The sequence below is a fragment of the Sphingopyxis sp. YF1 genome, from assembly GCF_022701295.1.
In the GTDB taxonomy this organism is placed as follows: Bacteria; Pseudomonadota; Alphaproteobacteria; order Sphingomonadales; family Sphingomonadaceae; genus Sphingopyxis.
Genome location: NZ_CP033204.1, coordinates 3,589,539 through 3,610,015, shown reverse-complemented (window position 1 = coordinate 3,610,015; position 20,477 = coordinate 3,589,539). Strand labels below are relative to the sequence as shown.

22 protein-coding genes are annotated in these 20,477 nt (G+C 67.4%); 8 read left to right on the top strand and 14 right to left on the bottom strand.

The window, feature by feature from the left end:
* Nucleotides 1-130: 130 nt before the first annotated feature.
* Nucleotides 131-1,216, bottom strand: a complete 1,086-nt coding sequence (locus EAO27_RS17440; RefSeq protein WP_242772376.1) for an alkene reductase — start codon at nt 1,214-1,216, stop codon at nt 131-133.
* A gap of 128 nt (nt 1,217-1,344) precedes the next feature.
* Between EAO27_RS17440 and EAO27_RS17435 the strand changes: the two genes are divergently transcribed.
* The 6 genes from EAO27_RS17435 (at nt 1,345) to EAO27_RS17410 (ending at nt 6,271) form a co-directional block, all read left to right on the top strand.
* The gene (locus EAO27_RS17435) at nt 1,345-2,229 is read left to right on the top strand and encodes a DMT family transporter (protein ID WP_242772373.1); all 885 of its coding nucleotides are present in this window, start codon (nt 1,345-1,347) and stop codon (nt 2,227-2,229) included.
* Nucleotides 2,230-2,234: 5 nt separating this feature from the next.
* The gene (locus tag EAO27_RS17430; protein ID WP_242772371.1) at nt 2,235-2,900 is read left to right on the top strand and encodes a COQ9 family protein; all 666 of its coding nucleotides are present in this window, start codon (nt 2,235-2,237) and stop codon (nt 2,898-2,900) included.
* Nucleotides 2,901-2,957: 57 nt separating this feature from the next.
* The gene (locus EAO27_RS17425) at nt 2,958-3,218 is read left to right on the top strand and encodes a ferrous iron transport protein A (RefSeq protein ID WP_242772369.1); all 261 of its coding nucleotides are present in this window, start codon (nt 2,958-2,960) and stop codon (nt 3,216-3,218) included.
* A complete protein-coding gene (locus EAO27_RS17420; RefSeq protein ID WP_242772367.1) occupies nt 3,215-5,077 on the top strand; it encodes a ferrous iron transporter B in 1,863 nt (620 codons plus the stop codon). The genes EAO27_RS17425 and EAO27_RS17420 overlap by 4 nt, the downstream gene beginning before the upstream one ends.
* A 32-nt stretch (nt 5,078-5,109) precedes the next feature.
* On the top strand, nt 5,110-5,670 hold the full coding sequence (gene ssb, locus EAO27_RS17415; protein WP_242772365.1) for a single-stranded DNA-binding protein: 561 nt from the start codon (nt 5,110-5,112) through the stop codon (nt 5,668-5,670).
* 130 nt (nt 5,671-5,800) lie between these two features.
* Complete coding sequence (locus tag EAO27_RS17410) at nt 5,801-6,271, top strand: MmcB family DNA repair protein (protein ID WP_242772363.1); 471 nt, start codon at nt 5,801-5,803, stop codon at nt 6,269-6,271.
* Here EAO27_RS17410 and EAO27_RS17405 read toward each other — a convergent pair.
* The 6 genes from EAO27_RS17405 to EAO27_RS17380 all read right to left on the bottom strand — a co-directional run bounded on the left by EAO27_RS17405 (nt 6,268) and on the right by EAO27_RS17380 (nt 11,404).
* Complete coding sequence (locus tag EAO27_RS17405; RefSeq protein WP_242772361.1) at nt 6,268-6,702, bottom strand: GFA family protein; 435 nt, start codon at nt 6,700-6,702, stop codon at nt 6,268-6,270. The two genes, EAO27_RS17410 and EAO27_RS17405, sit on opposite strands and share 4 nt — an antisense overlap.
* 29 nt (nt 6,703-6,731) lie before the next feature.
* Nucleotides 6,732-7,358 carry a riboflavin synthase gene (locus tag EAO27_RS17400; RefSeq protein WP_242772356.1) on the bottom strand — a complete coding sequence of 209 codons (627 nt, stop codon included), beginning with the start codon at nt 7,356-7,358 and terminating at the stop codon, nt 6,732-6,734.
* A 6-nt stretch (nt 7,359-7,364) separates the two neighbouring features.
* Entirely contained in the window at nt 7,365-8,309 is a 945-nt protein-coding gene (gene ribD / locus EAO27_RS17395; protein ID WP_242780634.1) for a bifunctional diaminohydroxyphosphoribosylaminopyrimidine deaminase/5-amino-6-(5-phosphoribosylamino)uracil reductase RibD, read from the bottom strand.
* Nucleotides 8,310-8,347: 38 nt separating this feature from the next.
* Nucleotides 8,348-8,824: a hypothetical protein gene (locus EAO27_RS17390; protein ID WP_242772353.1), complete on the bottom strand. Its 477-nt coding sequence runs from the start codon at nt 8,822-8,824 to the stop codon at nt 8,348-8,350.
* Nucleotides 8,825-9,108: 284 nt separating this feature from the next.
* Nucleotides 9,109-9,570 (bottom strand): thioesterase family protein, encoded by a 462-nt coding sequence (locus EAO27_RS17385; protein WP_242772351.1) that lies wholly within the window; start codon nt 9,568-9,570, stop codon nt 9,109-9,111.
* Between the two features lie 7 nt (nt 9,571-9,577).
* Complete coding sequence (locus tag EAO27_RS17380; protein WP_242772346.1) at nt 9,578-11,404, bottom strand: aminopeptidase P family protein; 1,827 nt, start codon at nt 11,402-11,404, stop codon at nt 9,578-9,580.
* Between the two features lie 215 nt (nt 11,405-11,619).
* Between EAO27_RS17380 and EAO27_RS17375 the strand changes: the two genes are divergently transcribed.
* Nucleotides 11,620-13,641, top strand: coding sequence for a S9 family peptidase (locus EAO27_RS17375; protein ID WP_242780631.1), 2,022 nt, complete (start codon nt 11,620-11,622; stop codon nt 13,639-13,641).
* 11 nt (nt 13,642-13,652) lie between these two features.
* The gene (locus EAO27_RS17370) at nt 13,653-14,024 is read left to right on the top strand and encodes a hypothetical protein (RefSeq protein ID WP_242772343.1); all 372 of its coding nucleotides are present in this window, start codon (nt 13,653-13,655) and stop codon (nt 14,022-14,024) included.
* Nucleotides 14,025-14,215: 191 nt separating this feature from the next.
* Here the strand turns inward: EAO27_RS17370 and EAO27_RS17365 are convergent, their stop codons facing one another.
* The 7 genes from EAO27_RS17365 to EAO27_RS17335 form a co-directional block, all read right to left on the bottom strand.
* Nucleotides 14,216-14,557, bottom strand: a complete 342-nt coding sequence (locus EAO27_RS17365) for a hypothetical protein (RefSeq protein ID WP_242772340.1) — start codon at nt 14,555-14,557, stop codon at nt 14,216-14,218.
* Nucleotides 14,554-15,168, bottom strand: coding sequence for an HAD family phosphatase (locus EAO27_RS17360; RefSeq protein ID WP_242772337.1), 615 nt, complete (start codon nt 15,166-15,168; stop codon nt 14,554-14,556). The genes EAO27_RS17365 and EAO27_RS17360 overlap by 4 nt, the downstream gene beginning before the upstream one ends.
* Nucleotides 15,169-15,265: 97 nt before the next feature.
* Complete coding sequence (ykgO, locus tag EAO27_RS17355) at nt 15,266-15,391, bottom strand: type B 50S ribosomal protein L36 (protein ID WP_003046794.1); 126 nt, start codon at nt 15,389-15,391, stop codon at nt 15,266-15,268.
* Nucleotides 15,392-15,507: 116 nt separating this feature from the next.
* Nucleotides 15,508-16,530: a UDP-glucose 4-epimerase GalE gene (gene galE / locus EAO27_RS17350; RefSeq protein WP_242772334.1), complete on the bottom strand. Its 1,023-nt coding sequence runs from the start codon at nt 16,528-16,530 to the stop codon at nt 15,508-15,510.
* Nucleotides 16,531-16,623: 93 nt separating this feature from the next.
* Nucleotides 16,624-18,081, bottom strand: coding sequence for an RNA polymerase factor sigma-54 (gene rpoN / locus EAO27_RS17345; protein WP_242772331.1), 1,458 nt, complete (start codon nt 18,079-18,081; stop codon nt 16,624-16,626).
* A 15-nt stretch (nt 18,082-18,096) separates the two neighbouring features.
* Entirely contained in the window at nt 18,097-18,912 is an 816-nt protein-coding gene (gene lptB, locus EAO27_RS17340; RefSeq protein WP_242772323.1) for an LPS export ABC transporter ATP-binding protein, read from the bottom strand.
* Nucleotides 18,913-19,047: 135 nt separating this feature from the next.
* Nucleotides 19,048-20,442, bottom strand: coding sequence for a phosphomannomutase/phosphoglucomutase (locus EAO27_RS17335; RefSeq protein ID WP_242772306.1), 1,395 nt, complete (start codon nt 20,440-20,442; stop codon nt 19,048-19,050).
* Between the last annotated feature and the right edge of the window lie 35 nt (nt 20,443-20,477).

Here is a 20,477-nt window from a genome sequence, read left to right as displayed (position 1 = left end):
CTGCCGCGCGGTGGCGGCGAGGGGCCATCCAAAACATGGTGGAGGGGCACGGCGTTGCGCCAAAGCCCCTCCGTCAGCGCTCGCGCCGCTGCCGCCTCCCCATGGCTTCGCCACGGGGAGGATAGGACGCTTAGGCGACCTGCAAGGCCGGGTAATCGGTATAGCCTTCGGCGCCCGGCGAATACCAGGTCTGCGGATTGTCGGCCGACCATCCGGCCCCGGTCCGGATGCGCTCGACAAGGTCGGGGTTGCCGATGAAGGGGCGGCCGAAGGCGATCGCGTCGGCGATGCCGCTGGCGAGCGCCTCCTCGGCGAGGGCGACCGTATAGTCGCTGTTGAGGATCAGCGGACCGGTGAAGGCCTTGCGGATCGCGGGCGATTGTTTGGGGACATCGGTTTTCCCGAACGTACCGTCGGGACCGGGTTCGCGCAGTTCGAGGAAGGCGATGCCGAGCGCGTCGAGCGCGGCAGCGGCCGCGGTGAAAAGCGGTGCCGGATTGCTGTCGTCGACCCCCTGCGAATCGCCGTTGGGCGACAGGCGCACCGAGACGCGATCCGCGCCCCACACGCCGATCAGCGCTTCGGTGACTTCGCGCAGCAGGCGGATGCGGTTTTCGACGGGGCCGCCATAGTCATCGTCGCGCAGATTCGCATTGTCGCGCAGGAACTGGTCGATCAGATAGCCGTTGGCGCCGTGTAGCTGGACCCCGTCGAAACCCGCCTTTTTCGCATTTTCCGCGGCCCTGGCATAATCGGCGATGACGCGGGGGATTTCATCCAGCTCGAGCGGGCGCGCGACTTCGAGGTCGCGGCGGCCGACCGGGGTGTGGGCGCGGCCGATTCCCTGCGTCGCCGATGCCGACACGGGCTGCTTGCCGTCGTTGAACACCGAATGGACAAGGCGCCCCATGTGCCACAGCTGCGCGACGATGCGCCCGCCGGCTTCGTGGACCGCGTCGGTCACGGGTTTCCACCCCTCGACCTGCGCCTCGGTCCACAGGCCCGGGGCCGAAGGCCAGCCGAGGCCTTCCTGCGAAATCCCCGTCGCTTCCGAGATGATCAGCCCCGCCGAGGCGCGCTGGCGATAATAGTCGCGCGCCAGTTCGTTGGGCACGAAGCCGGGGCCGGCGCGGCCGCGGGTGAGCGGCGCCATGATGATGCGGTTCGGTGCGGTGATGGCGCCCAGCTGGATCGGATCGAAAAGCGATGCGGACATAAATTTCTCCTCGGCATCTTTTAGAGCGGCGCCCGCCGGGGCTTGCCGCTATGGGCAGCGAAGCTATGGACGGGCGCCGCGATGCGCAAGCATGGGTAGCAAAAGAAAATCTAAGTGCGAGGCAAGCGGTGATCGACGACAGTGCAGCGACACAGCCCGGACGCTGGGCCTTTCTGGCGCTGCTCGGCGGCAACCTGGCGCTGGCCTTCGGTGCGATGCTCGTGCGCTTCGCCGATACCGGCCCGGTCGCGTCGGGATTCTGGCGGCTCGCGCTGGCCCTGCCGCTGCTCCTCTTGCTCGCACGGCGCGAGGGCGGCGGCTGGCCGTCGTCGCGCAACCTGTCGATCGCGGTCGGTGCCGGAGTCTTCTTCGCGCTCGACCTGGCCGCCTGGCATCTCGGCATCCTCCAGACCAAGGTCGCCAATGCCACGCTGTTCGGCAATGCCGCGAGCCTGTTGCTCGTGATCTGGAGCATCATGCTCGCGCGTGCGCTGCCGCGCGGATGGCAGGCGATCGCGATCCTGCTCGCCTTTGCGGGGTCGATCCTGCTGATGGGGCAAAGCTACGAACTGTCGCCCGACTATCTGGTCGGCGATCTCTTGAGCCTGCTCGCGGGGGCGCTCTACACCGGCTATGTCCTGCTGATGCAGCGGGTGCGCGGCGATATCGGCCCCTGGTCGGCGCTCAGCATTTCGGCTGCGACCGGGCTGCCGATCCTCTTTCTGACCTCGGCGGCGCTGGGCGAGGCGTTCCTGCCGACCGACTGGACACCGCTGATCTCGCTCGCGCTGTCGAGCCAGATCGTCGGGCAGGGGCTGCTGATCTGGGCGCTGCCGCGCTTTTCGCCGCTGATCATCGGGCTCACCCTGCTCGTCCAGCCGGCGGTCGCCGCGCTGGCGGGGTGGATCGGTTTCGGCGAGACGCTGACCGCGGTCGACGTGGTGGGCGGGGTGATGGTCGGCGCGGCGCTGGTGCTGATCCGGTTGCCGAGCCGCGCCGAACGGCCTATCTGACGGACATGGCTGTCCTCCTTCCCGCCGACCCGACGCTCGACGAGATTCGCGCTGCGCTCGCGCCGCTGATCGTGCAAAATGCCGCCTTCGACGGCTTCGGCGAGGCGGCGCTGCGCGACGCCGCGGGGCGCGCCGGGGTCGATCCCGACGTCGCGCGGCTCGCCTTTCCCGGTGGCGCGCGCGACATGGTCGATGCCTGGTTTGCCGATGTCGACGCGGCGATGGCGGCGCAATGGCCCGCCGAGCGGCTGGCGGCCCTCAAGATTCGCGAGCGGATCACCACGCTGGTCGAGGCGCGGATCGACCTGCTCGCGCCGAATCGCGAGGCGCTGCGCCGCGCGCTGGCGCTGCTGGCGCTGCCGACCAATGTGCCGTTCGCCGCGAAGCTCGGCTGGCGCGCCGCCGACGCCATGTGGCGTCTCGCGGGCGATACGGCGACCGACTATAATCACTACAGCAAGCGCGCGATCCTCGGCAGCGTCTATGGCGCGACGATGGCGGTGCTGCTCAACGACGAGAGCGAGGGACTCGCCGACACGCGCGCTTTCCTCGCACGGCGGATCGACGGGGTGATGCGTTTCGAAAGCTGGAAGCATCGCCGCGCCGCGCGCAGCATCGAACGCCCGAGCCTCGCGCGCTTCGTCGGGCGGCTGCGCTACCCGGGGCGGTAATCAAAAATTACAAAGGAGGGCTGGCGCTCCCCTGTCGTTATTGATAATCGCTCGCAAATGACTGCTTTGCTCGAGAACAGGCTGGATCGGGCGCCCCTGGGCGTCGCGGTCCGGATCGCGCGCGTCGACTGGGATGCGATGTCCGACGACGAAGGGCGCCGCCTGCGCGAATTCGGCCTGATGGAAGGGTGCGAAGTCACCCCGCTGCACCGCGGCAGCATCTTTTCGCGCGATCCGCTCGCGCTCGTCGTCGGGCGCATGAAGGTGATCATCCGCGCGCGGCAGGCCGCGGCGATCGCGGTCGAGGCGGCGGCATGACTGGCGCGATCCCTTCGATTGCGCTCGTCGGCAATCCCAATGCCGGCAAGTCGAGCCTGTTCAACGCGCTGACTGGCGCGCGGCAGAAGATCGCCAACTATCCGGGCGTCACCGTCGAACGGAAGACTGGCCATGCGAATTTCGCCGACGGACGCCCGATCGCGCTGATCGACCTGCCCGGCACCTACAGCCTGACGCCGTCGAGCCTCGACGAGGCGGTGACGCGCGACGTCATCCTCGGCCGGCGCGAGGGCGAGGCACGCCCCGACGCGCTGGTCGTCGTGCTCGACGCCGCGAACCTCGACAATCACCTCTGCTTCGCGCTCGAACTGCTCGCGCTGGGGCTGCCGACCGTCGTCGCGCTCAACATGGTCGACCTCGCCGAACGCGACGGGCTGACGCTCGACGCGGCGCGGCTGTCGCAGGAACTCGGCGTGCCCGTCGTGCCGACGGTCGCGGTGCGCAAGCGCGGCCTTGCCGAACTGCTCGAAGCGGTCGACGGCGCGATCCGGTCGCATGCCGCGCGCGGTTCCGCGGTGCCCGCGGAGACGAACGATGCGACGCTGCACCAGCGTGCCCGCGCGATCGCGCGCGCGGCGATCCTCGACGAGACGCAGGTGCGCCGCTGGACGCAGCGGATCGACAATGTCGTGCTGCACCCGATTTTCGGGCTCGTCATCCTGCTCGCGCTGATGTTCGTGATGTTCCAGGCGGTCTACGCCGCCGCCGAGGCGCCCGCCGACTTCCTCGAGGGCGGGATCGGCGTGATCCAGCAATGGGTGGTCGCGACCTTCCCCGACAATTTCCTGCGCGGGCTTGTCGTCGAGGGGCTGCTCGCCGGGGTCGGCGCGGTGATCGTCTTCCTGCCGCAGATCCTGATCCTCTTCCTCTTCATCCTGCTGCTCGAGGCGTCGGGCTACATGACCCGCGCGGCATTCCTCATGGACGGGCTGATGGGCAAGGTCGGCCTGTCGGGGCGCGGTTTCATCCCGCTGCTGTCGAGCTTCGCCTGCGCCGTCCCCGGCATCATGGCGACGCGCGCGATCCCCGACGAAAAGGACCGGCTGACGACGATCCTGATCGCGCCGCTGATGACCTGTTCGGCGCGGCTTCCGGTCTATGCGCTGATCATCGGCGCGTTCATCCCGGCGCAGACCGTCGGCGGCTCGCCGGTCGGGCTGCAGGGCCTCGTGCTGTTCGGGCTCTATCTGTCGGGAATCGTCGGTGCGCTGGTCGTCGCCTATGTGCTGCGCCGCACGGTGGCGAAGGGGCGCTCGGCGGGCTTCATGATGGAAATGCCGCGCTACCAGATGCCGCGGCTGCGCGACATCGCGATCGGCCTGTGGCAACGCGCGTGGATCTTCCTGCGCCGCGCGGGGACGATCATCGCGATGACCACCGTCGTCCTCTGGCTGCTGCTCACCTTCCCGCAGGCGCCCGAGGGCGAGAGCCAGGTCGACTACAGCGTCGCGGGACGCATCGCGAGCGGGCTCGAGGTCGTCGTCAAGCCGATCGGTTTCAACCACGACATCGCGCTCGCGCTGATTCCCGCGATGGCGGCGCGCGAGGTCGCGGTATCGGCGATGGCGACCGCCAATGCGATCGACGCGGGCGACGACGAGGAAGCGGTCGCGCAGTCGCTCGGCGAGCGGCTGCAGGGCAAGTGGAGCCTCGCCACCGCGCTCGCCTTCCTCGCCTGGTTCGTCTTTGCACCGCAGTGCATTTCGACGATCGCGATCACGCGGCGCGAGACCAACGGGTGGAAATGGCCCATGTTCATGGTTGGCTATTTGTTCGCGCTCGCTTATGCCGCAGCAGGCATCACTTACTGGACGGCGGTCGCTTTCGGGCTCGGCTGATCGTCCTCTCAATCAGCGGGAACGGAACGGCAATGGCTGGCAGCGTCAACAAGGTAATTCTCATCGGCAATCTGGGCGCCGATCCCGAAATCAAGTCGTTCCAGAACGGCGGCAAGATCGCCAATATCCGCATCGCGACCAGCGAACAGTGGAAGGACCGGATGAGCGGCGAGCGCAAGGAGCGCACCGAATGGCACAATGTCGTGATCAACGGCGACGGGCTGGTCGGGGTGGTCGAACGCTATCTGAAAAAGGGCTCGAAGGTCTATATCGAAGGCAGCCTGCGTACCCGCAAATGGCAGGATCGCGACGGCAACGACCGCTACACGACCGAGGTGGTGATCGCGGGCATGGGCGGCAATCTGACCATGCTCGACGGCGCCCCCGGCGGCGGTGGCGGTTCGCGTGGCGGCGGCGGCGGTGACGACTGGGGCAGCGGCGGCGGTGGCGGTGGCTGGAACCAGGGCGGCGGGTCGTCGGGCGGAAGCTCGGGCGGCGGCTGGAATCAGGGCGGCGGCGGGTCGTCGGGTGGCGGTTCGGGCGGTGGTCGCCCGCCGTTCGACGACGATCTGGACGACGACGTTCCCTTCTGAGCGCCCGACGCGGCAGCTGATTTTTCACCGCAGCCCCGAGCCTGTCGAAGGGCGCTTCTCGGGATAGGCGCCCTTCGACAGGCTCGGGGCTGCGGTTGGGGAATGATGGCTTTTACCACGTATCGATCCGATGGCCGGTGATCTGTTGACCGCCGCCGATGTCGCGCGCGGCGTGTGCCGGCTGTTCGCGCAGCAGGGGCTCGTCGCGATTCCCGAAGTGCCGCTGCCCAACGGGCGGCGCACCGACCTCACCGCGATCGATGCCCGCGGCCATATCACCATCGTCGAGATCAAGGTCAGCCGCGCCGACCTGCACGGCGACGGCAAATGGCCCGACTATTGCGACTGGTGCGACCGCTTCTATTGGGCGCTCGCTTCGGGGCTCGACCCCGCGATCCTCGACACCCCTGACTACCGTCCCGAAACGTCGGGACTGATCGTCGCCGATCGCTATGGCGCCGCGGTGGTCCGCGAAGCCGCGAGCTGCACCCTCGCGCCCGCGCGGCGCAAGGCCGAACTGCTGAGGATCGGGCGGCTGGCGATGCGGCGATCGATGCTGGCGGCCGACCCCGAGCTGGCGGCGGGATGGACCGAAGGCTAGGCGGAATCGATCCGCGCCGAATCGAAACCCGCCTCATATTGCGGCGCCGAATCGGTGATGCACACCCAGGGCGCCTTCGAGCCGACGAAGATATGCGCGGCATAGCCGCGAAACCCGGGATCGTCGTCGAGCAGCCCCGCGGGGACAAAGAAGAATTTGCCGTCGCCAGCGGGCAGCGGCACCGGGCTGCCGCACCGGCCGCAGAAATGCGCCGCCCAGCCGCCGCCGTCGGGAACGGCGAAGCGCCGGATCCGTTCCTCGCCTGCCAGCCAGCGAAAGGCCGCGGCGGGTGCGTAGAAGACCGCATTGCCGTCGGTGCCCGATACCTTGCGGCATTTCGAGCAATGGCATTGCCCGGCGGGTCCGATTGTCCCGTCGATGGCGAAGCGGATGCCGCCGCACAGGCAGGATCCTCCTGTCGTCCCGGTCATGCGGCCGCTCTCCCTCGTCGATGCGCGTCCTATCCGCGTGCCTGCATCCGCGCGAGATAGCGTGCGAGGATGTCGATCTCGAGATTGACCGGGCGCCCTGCCACCGCCTCGCCGAGCGTCGTTAGCGCCTGTGTGTGCGGAATGATGTTGAGCGTGAAATGCGCGCTGCCGTCGGCCTGGTCGGCGACATTGTTGACGGTCAGCGATACGCCGTCGAGGGTGATCGAACCCTTTGGCGCGATATGCGGCGCCAGCGTCGCGGGGGCCGACACGGTGACGGTGACGCTGTCGCCTGCCGGCGCGACCGACACGATCCGCCCCACCGCGTCGACATGGCCGGTGACGATATGCCCGCCGAGTTCGTCGCCGACCCGGAGCGCGCGTTCGAGGTTGAGACGGCGGCCGGCGTCCCACATGCCGGGCGCGGTGCAGGCGAGCGTCTCGGCGCTCGCGTCGACCGCGAACCATCCACCCGGGCCGTTGCTGCCTTCGTCGACCCCCTTGTCGACCACCGTCAGGCACGCGCCCGAACAGGCGATCGAAGCGCCGAGATCGATGCCGTCGACGTCGTAGACGGTGCCGATGACGAGCCGCGTATCGCCGCGATCCTCGCGGTTGCGGATGGTGCCGATGTCGGTGATGATGCCGGTGAACATAGGTCGCTATTCCCTTCGCGTCCGCTCGTAGACGTCGAGTTGGTCGCTGCCAAGCGCGCGGCTGTCGGCGAGGCGCCAGCGGCCGTGCGCCGTGTCGAGACCGGCCAGCCCGATGTCGCCGAGCGCGGCGCGGCCGGCGCCGATCAGGATCGGCGCCCGATAGAGCAGCAGCCGGTCGACGCGGTCGGCAGCGAGGAAGGTGGCGGCCGCGCCGGCGCCGCCCTCGACGAGCAGCGAATCGATATCGGGGATCGCTTCGGGCGATGCCACCGCGGTCCAGCCGTCGGGGGCCTCGCCGCGGGTGAGCAGAAATTTGCGCGGGCTGCGGTCTTCGAGCCCGGGCAGACGGACGTCGAGGCGCGGCGAATCGGCGTCGAGCGTGCCGCGACCGACGAGGATCGCCTCGTGCTTCGCGCGTTCGAGATGGCCGTGCGCGCGCGCGCGCGCGCCGGTGATCCATCGGCTTGTCCCGTCGGCCAGCGCGATGCATCCGTCGAGCGAGGTCGCGAGCTTGAGGGTGACGAAGGGTCGTCCGGCGGTGCGCCGCGTCCACCAGGGCGCCATCGCGGCGCGCGCGGCGGCGGGCGCGAGGTTGAGGACGGTCTCGATTCCCGCCGCCTGCAGCCGCGCGATCCCCCGCCCGTCGGTGCGCGGATCGGGATCCTGCGCGGCGATCACGACGCGCGCGACCCCGGCGGCAACCAGCGAATCGGCGCAGGCGGGGCCGCGCGGACTCGCGTGGGCGCAGGGTTCGAGGCTGACATAGGCGGTCGCGCCGCGCGCCATTGCGCCGGCGGCGGCGAGCGCCATCGCCTCGGCATGCGGACGGCCGCCGGGCTGGGTCCAGCCGCGCCCGACGACCCGGCCCTCGCGGACCAGCAGGCAGCCGACATTGGGGTTGGGCGCCGACGCGGGGCGCCCGCGCAGCGACAGCGCGATCGCGGCCGCCATCCAGTCGGCGTCGGCGGGCGGGCGCGGCATCGCGAAGGTCAGTCGGGGTTCTTCGGGGCGACCGCGGCGGGCTGCGGTCCGCGGGCCGCGCGTTCGGCGAGCGTCGAGCGCGTCTGGACCGGCGCCGGTTTTTTCTTCGCTTTGGCCGCGGCTTCGTCGCCCAGCGTTTCGCGCGTCACCTTGTCGGCTTCGGCCGAATCATATTCGACCCCCATCATGTCGGCGAGGCGCTGATATTCGGCGCGCTTCTCGGCGTTGCGGCGCGTCGTCTCCTTCGCGCGGGCGACCCAGTCGGCGCGAATCTCGGCATCGCTGCGCTTTGCCGACCAGTTTTCGAAATAGATGATCTGCGCCTTGGGCTCTTCATAGGGGATCAGATATTGCGACACGCCGCTGAACACGACGTAGGTCAGCGCGATTGCGACCCCCCAGATCGCCCAGCGATGCGGGCGCGGTTCGCGGATATAGCCCCAGAAATCGGAGAGGCCGCCGCCAAGGTCGGGTTTGCTGAACATGCGCATGCGCATAATTTAGGCGATGTCGCGGCAATTTGCGAGGGGCGACGCGAATGCACCGTGTGCAACCCCGGCGACAGTGATTGCAAAAAATGCAACTACGGATGCTTATTTCGCAGTTGCGGAATCGATTGTGCAGTGCAATATCACACTTGCCTTTTAGGCATCCTCTCCCAAAACTTTCACGGGCCGCCCCTCGGGGCGGCCCTTTTTTTGCGTCTCCGGTTTGGGCGTTGAACAGCGCCTCCACCTGTTTTCAATGTGATAGGGCGCCGGCGAACCGATCAGGCCTGTATGGGGGTGCGTTTTTCGAACCGACGCACCTCGGCGATGAAGCTCCCCGGCAGCGGCGTCGGTTGTCCGCTGTCGAGATCGAGATGGGCATAATCGATCTCGATGTCGGTGAGGCGCTCTTCTCCCCGGAAAATACCGCAATGGAGCGTGAAACTGTCGCGCCCGAAGCGGCTGACGCGCGCGGCGATGGTGATCAGCTCGTCGAGCCGCGCCGGGGCATGATAATCGATCTCGCAATGCGTTTCGCGGATATCTGTACCATATTGGTGAAAATAGGGCCCCGGCTGCCCCTCGCCGAGCGCGCGAAAATATTCGGTCACGCCGATGTCGGCGTAAACGAGATAATGGCCGTTGAAGACGATATTCTGGCCATCGATCTCGTTGAAGCGGACGCGCACCGTCTCGTGGACGCGGAAATCGCCGAGCGGCACCTCGCTGCGGGGGGATGTCATCGCGCGATCAGGCGGCGAGCGCGGCGGGGGTGCGGTCGAGCGGTGCGCAGGCGGTCGCGAGCCAGTCGCGATCGCCATCGTCCATCCCCGGAGCCAGCTTGTCGAACGTCGCGGCGTGATAGGCGTCGAGCCAGTCGGCTTCGGCCGCCGACAGCAGCGACGCGTCGACGAGATCCTGCGCGATCGGCGCAAAGGTGATCGTCTCGAACCCCAGCATTTCTTCCTCGGCGCCGTCGATCGCGAGCGCGGTCACGATCACCAGATTCTCGATCCGGATGCCGAAATGCCCCGCCTTGTAGTAACCCGGCTCGTTCGAGAGGATCATGCCCGCGTGCAGCGGCTCCTCGGTCCCGGCCTGCCCGCCCGACGGCTTGGCGATGCGCTGCGGTCCTTCGTGCACCGCCAGATAGGTGCCGACGCCGTGCCCGGTGCCATGCGCATAATCGACCCCGTCGGCCCAGAGATATTGCCGCGCGAGGATGTCGAGCTGGCTGCCGCGCGTCCCCCTGGGGAAGCGTGCGGTCGCGAGCGCGATATGCCCCTTGAGCACCTGGGTGAAGCGGCGGCGCATCTCGGCGGTAGGCTGGCCGATCGCGATCGTTCGCGTGATGTCGGTCGTGCCGTCGGCATATTGGCCGCCCGAATCGACGAGATAGAGCGTGCCGGTCTCGATCGCGCGGTTGGTGGTTTCGTCGACCTTGTAGTGCGGCAGCGCGCCATTGGGGCCGGCGGCCGAGATGGTGTCGAACGACAGGTCCCTGAGCGCGCCGCCCTCGTCGCGGAAGGCACGCAGCTTCGCCGCGGCGCCCAGTTCGTCGAGCCCGCCCTCGGGCGCGACCGCTTCCATCCACCGGAGGAAACGCGAGACCGCGACGCCGTCGCGGATGTGCGCGGCGCGGGTGCCGCCCAGTTCGACGCTGTTCTTGATCGCCTTGGGCAGCACCGCGGGGTCGCGGTGGCGTTCGATCTCCGCGCCCGCGGCTTCGAGCGCGGTAAAGATCGCCGCGACCGCGCGGTCGGGATCGACCGCGACCTTCTTGCCCGCAAGGTCCGCAAGCGCGGCCTCGAAAGCGTTGCGATCGTGGATGCGGACGCTGTTGCCGAGGTGCGCGCGCACCGCGTCGGTGATCTTTTCGGGCGCGATGAACAGGTCGGCGGTCGCGTCGGCATGGAGCAGCGCAAAGGCGAGCCCGACCGGCGTGTGGCTGACGTCGGTCCCGCGGATATTGAAGGTCCAGGCGATCGAATCGAGCGCGGTCATCACCGTCGTGTCGAGCCCCTTGGCCTTCAGCCAGTCGGCGATGATTTCGCGTTTCTCGACCGCGCTCTGGCCGGCCAGTGCGGCGTCGTGGACGCTCACGACGGCGTCGCTCGGCGCGGGCTGGTCATCCCACGCGGCGTCGAGCGGATTGGCGTCGACCGCGACGAGCGTGGCGCCCCTGGCCTGCAGCGCCTTGTCGAGCGCGCGCGCCCAGTCGATGCCGTGCAGCCAGGGGTCGTAGCCGATCGTCTGCCCCGCGGCGACATTCGCGCCGAGCCATTCGGCGATGCTCGACTGCGGCACCCCGACATAGTCGAAGAGCGCGCCGTCGACCTGGTCGCGGACCTGCACCGTGTAGCGCCCGTCGACGAACACCGCGGCCCTGGCGGGCAGCACCACCGCGGTTCCCGCCGAGCCGCCGAAGCCGGTCAGCCATGCCATGCGCTGCGCATAGTCACCGACATATTCGCTCATATGTTCGTCGCTGATCGGCACGATGAAGCCGTCGAGGCCGCGGGCGGCCAGTTCGGCGCGGACCCGCGCGAGGCGCTCGGCATGAACGGGGCTGGACATGGTTGCTTCCTTATTCCTACATCGCTGGCGATCCTGCCCACCGGGGGCGGCTCCGCGGGAGTTTTTCGATGCGCGCTATTTGGATGTTTATGGCGGCAATTGCCACCCCGCTTGTCGCGATCCCCGGCGCTTTGGCCGAAGAGAAAGAGAGTGCATTGACCAACGAGACCCCCGCGCCGTCCGCGGCCCCCGTCGCCCAGCAGCGCCCGCACGAAATGGTGCTGCACGGCAAGACGCTGTCGGATCCCTGGCACTGGCTGCGCGACCCGAGCTATCCGGTGGTCGATGACGCCGACATCCTCGATTATGTGAAGGCCGAGAATGCCTGGTTCGACGCGGCGATGAAGCCGCACGCCGAACTGGTCGAAACCCTTTTCCAGGAGATGAAGGGGCGCATCAAGGAGGCCGATTCGAGCGTGCCGCAGAAGGACGGCGACTGGCTCTACTGGGTCGAATATGAAGAGGGCGCCGAATATAAGAAATGGTATCGCAAACCCGCATCGGGCGCCGGCGATACGCAGCTGATCCTCGACGAGGTCGCGATGGCCGAGGGCAAGGAATATTTCCGCCTCGCCGAAGTCTCGGTCAGCCCGAACGGCAAGCTGATGGCCTATTCGTTCGACGACAATGGCTCCGAACGCTTCGAGGCGCGCATCCGCAACCTCGAGACCGGCGCAATGCTGCCCGACGTCATCCCGGGCACGCTGTCGTCGCTCGTCTGGACGTCGGCGGGCGACGCGATCCTCTATGGCCTCGCCAACGAGAACTGGCGCACCGACAATGTCCGGCTGCACAAGCTCGGCACGCCTGTGGCCGACGACAAATTGCTCTACAAGGAAGCCGACATCGGCTTCGGGGTCGGGATCGGCAAGACCGCCGCAGACAATTATATCGTGATCGCGACGGGCGACAACGAGACGAGCGAGGTCTACCTGCTCCCCGCCGACAATCCCGAGGCGAAGATGCAGCTCGTGTCGGCGCGGAAGAAGGGCCGCGAGTACAGCGTCGATGAGCGCGACGGCACGCTCTACATCCACACCAACGACGAACATCCCAACTTCCGCGTCGCCACGGCGAGCATCAGGGCGCCGGGTGACTGGAAGACGCTGATTCCCGGATCGGACCATAGCTACATCACCGGCTTCTCGGTGTTCCGCGACTATTTCGTGCTCGAAAGCCGCGAGGACGGGCTCGATCAGGTCGATATCCGCAAATATGATACGCCGCTGACCCCCGGCCGGATCAAATTCCCCGAGGCGACCTATGTCGCGGGGCTCGGCGACAATCCCGAATATCATCAGGACAAATTGCGCATCGACTATGAATCGATGGTCACTCCCGACACCGTCTATGACTATGATCTGGCGAGCGGAAAACTCGAAACGCTGAAGGTACAGGAAATTCCTTCGGGTTATGATTCGACGCAATATGTAACCGAAAGGGTGAATTTGCCGAGCCGCGACGGCAAGACGATGGTTCCCGCCTCGCTCGTGTACAAGAAGGGCACGAAGCGCGACGGCAGCGCGTCGATGCACCTCTATGCCTATGGTTCCTACGGTTACCGCGTCCCGCCGGGCTTTTCGACGACGCGCCTCAGCCTTGTCGATCGCGGAATGATCTATGCGATCGCGCACGTTCGCGGCGGCGACGATATGGGCCGCGGCTGGTATCTCGCGGGCAAGACGACCGAGCGCAAGAACACGTTCAACGACTTCATCGACGTCGCCAAAGGCCTGATCGACAAGAAATATACGAGTGCCGGCAAGATTTCGGTCGAGGGCCGCTCGGCGGGCGGACAGGTGATGGGGGTGGTCTACAACGAGGCACCCGAACTGTGGGGTGCGGTGCTCGCGGGGGTGCCCTTCGTCGATGTGATCAACACGATGGTCGACGAAACGCTGCCGCTGACCCCCGGCGAATGGCCCGAATGGGGCAATCCGATCACCGACAAGGCGGCGTTCGACTATATGCTGAGCTACAGCCCGTACGACAATGTCACCGCGAAAGCCTATCCGCCGATGCTGGTGTCGGCGGGGCTCAACGACCCGCGCGTGACCTATTGGGAACCGGCGAAGTGGGTCGCGAAGCTGCGCGCGACGCGAACCAACGACACGACGCTGCTGCTGCGCACCAATATGGGCGCGGGACACGGCGGCAAGTCGGGCCGCTGGGGCGCGCTGCGCGAGGATGCCGAGGAGTTTGCGTTCGTACTGACCCAGCTGGGGGTGGAGAAATAGGGCGAACAGCGATGTTTGAAGGACGCGAATGGTACGGAGTTCCGGGCGCGCTGCCCGGAACGCTTGATGAGCTGCGTAAGGCTGCCCCGGTTGGGATCCCGGCCAGCTACTTCACGCTTCTGTCCTTCAGTGATGGCGGCGAAGGGTCACTGCCAGTTTCGCCGCTCTATTTTTGCCTCGATTCAGCCGAAGAGGCGATAGAAAGGCTGCGGAGCGGCGGCAGTTTTGAGCGATCAGAGGCGGACGTCCTGTTTGTCTTCGGCGGCAATGGCGGGGGGCGAGTATCTCGCAATCGATCTACGCCAAAATCTGCCGTCGCCTGTTGTTACGGTCGATATGGTGGCAGGACTCAAGAGCGCAGTATTTGTCGCATCCAGTTTTGACAAATTCCTGGAAATGGTCGGATTGGGGACATTGTAGACTGCCCTTTGCGAATACGCGCTGCCCCCGCTTCCGCTTGCCCTGAGCTTGTCGAAGGGCCGTTCTTTCTTTCAACGGTGAAGAAGAAGAACGGTGCTTCGACAAGCTCAGCACAAACGGGTTTAGAGATGACGCGAATTTAACGCACGATGCTCTAAATGTCCTCTCCGAGCTGCTCGCGCCAGGCCTTCGCTTGTTTCGGCTCGCCGGGGGCGTTCGATGGAACCGGCCCGCGCGACGCCTCGAACGCTTCGTGCAGGGCGAACGGCTGGAGGCCGAGCTGATCCCGCATCCGATCGATTTCCTGACCGCGGTCGCACAGGTCGGTCACGACGGGCGCCCATTTCTCACGGGTCCAGCGGTCCTGATTGTGCCCGAACAGGCCCCATGATCCTGCCGCGACCTTGCGTAGCGCTTCGATCAGCACGAGCCGGTACTCGGCTTCCAGCTCTTCGCGGCGCCCATCGAGGCGTGCAAGGCGGTCCGCCCGACTCACCGGAAGGGCAGATATCCGCGTGCTCCCAGCTCGCGCTCCAGCGTGGCTGCGTCCTTGAACACATGCCCGGCAATCCCGACCGATTCGCTGCCCGCGATGTTCTTCGCAACATCGTCGATGAACAGCGCGCCCGCGGGGTCGATGCCGAATCGCTCGATCGCGAGGGTGTAGATCGCGGGGTCGGGCTTCATCAGCTTCTCGGTACCCGAGACGATGATGCCCCGGAAGCGGTCGAACACCGGCTGGGTCGGGCGGAAGGCTTCCCAGAAGTCATGGCCGAAATTGGTGATCGCGAAGAGCGGCACGCCCGCGGCGTCGAGTCGTTCGACGAGTTCGAGGCTGCCCGGCACGGGACCCGGGATCGTCTCGTTGAAGCGCGTCGCATAGGCGTCGATCAGCGCGCCATGATCGGGGAATTCGGCTTTCAGTTCGGGAAGCATCTCGGCGAGCGGGCGGCCGGCGTCGTGCTGGAAATGCCACTGCGGCGTCACGACATGGGTGACGAACCATTCGAGCTCGCCTTCGTCGGCGATCAGCTTTGCGAACAGGAAGCGCAGGTCCCAGTCGAAGAGGACACGCCCGACATCGAAGATCACGCAGCGGTCGATCATTTCGCCTCCGGGTACGCGAAAGCGCCGCCGGAAGGGTCCGACGGCGTTACGCTGTTCAGCAAAAGCAAACGGGGCGGAAACGCCCCGCGCAAGGGCATCAGCCCTGGCGCGCCTTGAAACGGCGGTTGGTCTTGTTGATCACATAGGTCCGGCCGCGACGGCGGATCACGCGGTTGTCCCGGTGGCGGTCCTTCAGCGACTTCAGGCTGTTGCGAATCTTCATGGTTCTTGTCCGATAAACTTGGCGTTGCACGCGAAGCGGCGCAACTATGGCGAAGCAGCCCGAAAGTCAACGGGGGTTGGGGGCAAAACATCGCCGCGTACGCGGCGGGGGACCTATCAGGCCGCGCCGCGCCGTTCGACCAGCGCGCGTTCCCACGCCAGCGCGTGGGCGACGATCGTGTCGAGGTCGGCATAGCGCGGCTGCCAGCCGAAGGCGGCGCGAATCGCGCCATTGTCGGCGACGAGCGCGTCGGGGTCGCCCGCGCGGCGGGGCCCCATGCGCCGCTCGATCGGGCGATTCGTCGCCTTGTCGACCGCGTCGAGCACTTCGAGCACCGAAAAGCCGCGGGCATAGCCGCAGTTGAGCCTGTGGCTGGTGGCCGGGTCGGCGATCAGCGCGTCGAGCGCGAGCAGATGCGCCGCGGCAAGGTCGCTGACATGGATATAGTCGCGCACCCCGGTGCCGTCGGGGGTGTCGAAGTCGGTGCCGAAGACGTCGACATGGCTGCGCTGGCCCAGCGCGGCCTCGACCGCAACCTTGATCAGATGCGTGGCGCCCGCGGTCGACTGGCCGCTGCGCGCCGCGGGGTCGGCGCCCGCGACGTTGAAATAGCGCAGCGCGCAATAGTTGAAATCGTGCGCCGCTGCGACGTCGGCCAGCATCGCCTCGGTCATCAGCTTCGACATGCCATAGGGGTTGATTGGCCGCTGCGGCGCGTCCTCGCGCACCGGCACGCTGTCGGGAATGCCATAGGTGGCGGCTGTTGAGGAGAAGATGAAGTGGCGCACTCCCGATGCGACGGCGCTGGCGATCAGCGACCGGCTGCGCGCGCTGTTGTTGTCATAATATTTGAGCGGGTCGGCGACCGATTCGGGCACCACGACCGACCCCGCGAAATGCATGATCGCGCCCACCCCCTGTTCGGCGACGATGCGCGCGACGAGCGCGGCGTCGGCGATATCGCCCTCGTAGAAGGCCGCGCCGGCGGGCACCGCCCAGCGAAAGCCCGTGACGAGATTGTCGAGCACGGCCACCCGCCAGCCGGCATCGAGCAGCGCGAGCACCGCATGGCTGCCGATATAGCCGGCGCCGCCGGTGACGAGGATGGTGAAGGGATGGGGCGGGGAGGTTTCGGTCACGGGGGCGCGGCTCCTTTGCGCGGAAAAACTAGGCGCGGCGTGGTTAGCAATCGGTTAGCGGGGGTCCGGTCCGCCCCCGGGCTCGGCGGATGTTCATCCCGCGAGCGCCTTCTGCCGGCGCCGCTGCACCGACGAGCCATACCCCATCGCCTCGCGATATTTGACCACGGTGCGGCGCGCGATGTCGTGGCCTTCGGCGGACAATTTCTGGGCGATCGTCTCGTCGGACAGGATCGCCTTGGCGTCCTCGGCCTCGATCATCGCCTTGATCCGGCTCTTGACCGCCTCGGCCGACACCGCGCCGTCGCCTTCGGTTGCCGAGATACCCGACGAAAAGAAATATTTGAGTTCGAACAGCCCGCGCGCGCAGCTCAGATATTTGTTGCTGGTCACGCGGCTGACGGTCGATTCGTGCATGCCGATGTCCTCGGCGACCTGGCGCAGCGTCAGCGGGCGCATGTGCGACACGCCGTGGAGGAAGAAGCCCTCCTGCTGCTTGACGATCGCGCTTGCGACCTTGACGATCGTGCGCTGGCGCTGGTCGAGCGCGCGCACGAGCCAGTTGGCGCCCGCGAGCTGTTCGGAGAGCCACGCCTTGCTCTTTGCGGCCGCGCCCTGCGTCAGTTCGGCGTAATAGCGGCGATTGACGAGCAGGCGCGGCAGGGTTCCGCCGTTGATCTCGACCGCCCAGCCTTCGGCGGTCCGCCGGATGTAGAGATCGGGAACGACCGCCTGCGCGGCGCCGCCGCCGAAGCGCAGCCCGGGCTTGGGGTCGTAGCCGCGCAGCTCGCGGATCATGTCGGCGAGATCCTCGTCGTCGACGCCGCAGATGCGTTTGAGCTGCGGAAAGGCGCCCTTGGCGACGAGATCGAGGTGCGCGATCATCGTCGCCATCGCAGGGTCGTAGCGGTCGGCCTCGCGCGCCTGGATCGCGATGCATTCGGCAAGGTCGCGCCCGCCGACCCCCGAGGGGTCGAAGCCCTGCACGCCGGCGAGCACCGCTTCGACCAGCGCGAGCGGCACCCCGAGCCGCTGCGCGAGGTCGGCGAGGTCGGCGCGCAGATAGCCCGCCTCGTCGATCAGCGCGACGAGCTGTGCCGCGACCATCGCCTCGATCCCGTCGAAGCGTTCGCCGACCTGCGCGAGCAGATGGTCGTGGAGCGTGCCTTCATGGTCCGCGAAACTGTCGAAATCGATGCCGTCGCTATCGCCGCCCGACAGGCCGACGCTGTCGCTCGCGCTGTCGTGGTGGAAGCGTTCCTCGGTGAAGTCGACGTCGAGGTCGTCGCGCGTGCCGCTGTCGGCCGCTAGCGCTTGATCGGCGTCGAGCGACCCGGCCTCGATCGCGGGCGCGTCGCCGGGGGTGTCGTCGGGGCCGGTGTCGCCGTCGGGCGGCGCGGTGTCGAGCAGCGGATTGCCCTCGAGCGCTTCGGCCAGATAGGCGTCGAGCTCGAGGTTCGACAGCGCGAGCAGCTTGATCGCCTGCTGGAGCTGCGGCGTCATCACCAGCGATTGCGACTGGCGGAGATCGAGGCGCGGACCCAACGCCATCAGCGTGTCACCGCATCACAGGGAGAAACCCTCGCCGAGATAGAGGCGCCGCACCTCGGGGTCGGCGACGAGCTCGGCGGGCGATCCCGCGAGCAGCACCTTGCCGTCGTAGATGATGCAGGCGCGATCGACGAGGTCGAGCGTCTCGCGGACATTATGGTCGGTGATCAGCACCCCGATGCCGCGCGTCTTGAGGTCGGCGACGAGGTCGCGGATGTCGCTGATCGACAGCGGGTCGATGCCCGCAAAGGGTTCGTCGAGCAGGATGATCGACGGGTTGGCGGCGAGCGCGCGCGCGATTTCGGCGCGGCGCCGTTCGCCGCCCGACAGCGCCATCGCCGCGGCGCTGCGCAGCCGGGTCAGCCCGAATTCGTCGAGCAGCTCCTCGAGCCGGCGTTCGCGCGCGATCCGGTCGGGTTCGGCGAGTTCGAGCACCGCGCCGATATTCTGTTCGACCGTCATGCCGCGAAAGATCGAGGTTTCCTGGGGCAGGTAGCCGAGGCCGAGGATTGCGCGGCGGTACATCGGCAGCGCGGTGATGTCGGCGCCGTCGAGCATGATGCGCCCGGCGTCGGGCTTCACCAGCCCCATGATCGAATAGAAGCAGGTCGTCTTGCCCGCGCCGTTGGGGCCGAGCAGCCCGACGACCTCGCCCTTGCCGACCGACAGCGACACGTCGGAGAGCACGACGCGCTTGTCGTAGCTCTTGGCGATCGAGATGACCGCGAGGCCGTTGCCCGCCGCCGCATCCTGCTGGACGTGCGAGACATGCTCGGCGACGCCGTGGTCGCCGGGGGCGGGGGGCGTGGCCAGATTGGTTTCGTCGGTCATGCGCGGTGGATTAACCGAGGAGCGGCGGTAGCGTCAATCTGGCAAGATTTTTGCAGGGTGGAATTGCGGCGGACGGCGATCTGATCCCTCTGGTTGCGCGCCATCGGGGGGGATTCCCAACGCCGGCGCCGGCACTCAATGACCGACCGTTTCGCCGCGCACGACCCCCGACAGCGCGAGCTGTTCGTCGATCGCCGCCATCAGCCGCGCGAGCGCCGCCTCGTCCTTCGCCTCGGCGCGGGCGACGAGCACGTCCTGGGTGTTCGACGCGCGAAGCAGCCACCAGCCGTCGTCGGTGAGCACGCGTGCGCCGTCGGTGCGGTCGACGCGGGCCCCGGCTTCGGAGAGGCGCGCGAGAACTTCGTCCACAATGGCGAATTTCCGGACCTCGTCGACCTGAAAACGCAGCTCGGGGGTGTTGACCATCGGCGCCATCGCACCGCGCAGGTCGGTGACGCTCGCTCCCAGCTTGGTGGCCGCCTCGATCAGCCGCACCGCGGCATAGGGCGCGTCGTCATAGCCGTAATAGCGGTCGGCGAAGAAGATATGCCCGCTCATCTCGCCCGCGAGCGGAGAGCCGGTTTCCTTCATCTTGGCCTTGATCAGGCTGTGCCCGGTCTTCCACATCAAGGGCTGCCCGCCGAGTTCTGCGACGCGGTCGAACAGCGCCTGGCTCGCCTTCACGTCGGCGATCACCGTCGCGCCCGGGCGGTCGGCGAGCACCGCGGCGGCGTAGATCTGGAGCAGCTGGTCGCCCCAGATCACCCGGCCCTCACCGTCGATCGCGCCGATGCGGTCGCCGTCTCCATCGAAAGCGACGCCGAAATCGAGGTTCCTCTCGGCGACGAGCCCCCGCAGGTCGGCCAGATTCTTCTCTTCGGTCGGATCGGGATGGTGGTTCGGAAAATGGCCGTCGATGTCGGTGTAGAGAAGGAAATGCTCGCCGGGCAGCCGCGCGGTGAGCTTTTCGATCACCGTGCCCGCGGCGCCGTTGCCGGCGTCCCAGCCGATGCGGTACGCGCCGCCGGCGAAACCCTCGACCAGCCGGTCGACATAGGCGTCGACGATGTCGATGTTCTCCGACGATCCCTCGCCGCTTTCCCAGTCACCCGCCGCGGCCATGGCGCCGATGCCCGCGATGTCGGCGCCGTAGAAGGGGCGTCCCTGAAACACCATCTTGAAGCCGTTGTAATCGGGGGGATTGTGGCTGCCGGTTATCTGTATGCCGCCGTCGACCTCTTCGGTTGACGCGGCGTAATAGAGCATCGGGGTCGGGCCGAGCCCGACGTTGAGTGCGTCGACGCCCGCGGCGTTGATCCCTTCGATCAGCGCGTCGGCGAGCCTCGGTGACGAGAGGCGCCCGTCGTAGCCGACCGCGATGCGGCGCCCGCCGGCGCGCGCGATCAGCGTCGCGAAGCTGCGCCCGATGGCGTAGGCGTCGGTCGCCGACAGCGTGTCGCCGACGACGCCGCGAATGTCATATTCGCGCAGCATCGTCGGGTGGAAGGCATGCGTCGTGATCGGGGTCATGCTCGGCTCTCGCTTTGGTTTCGGGAAAGGGGAGA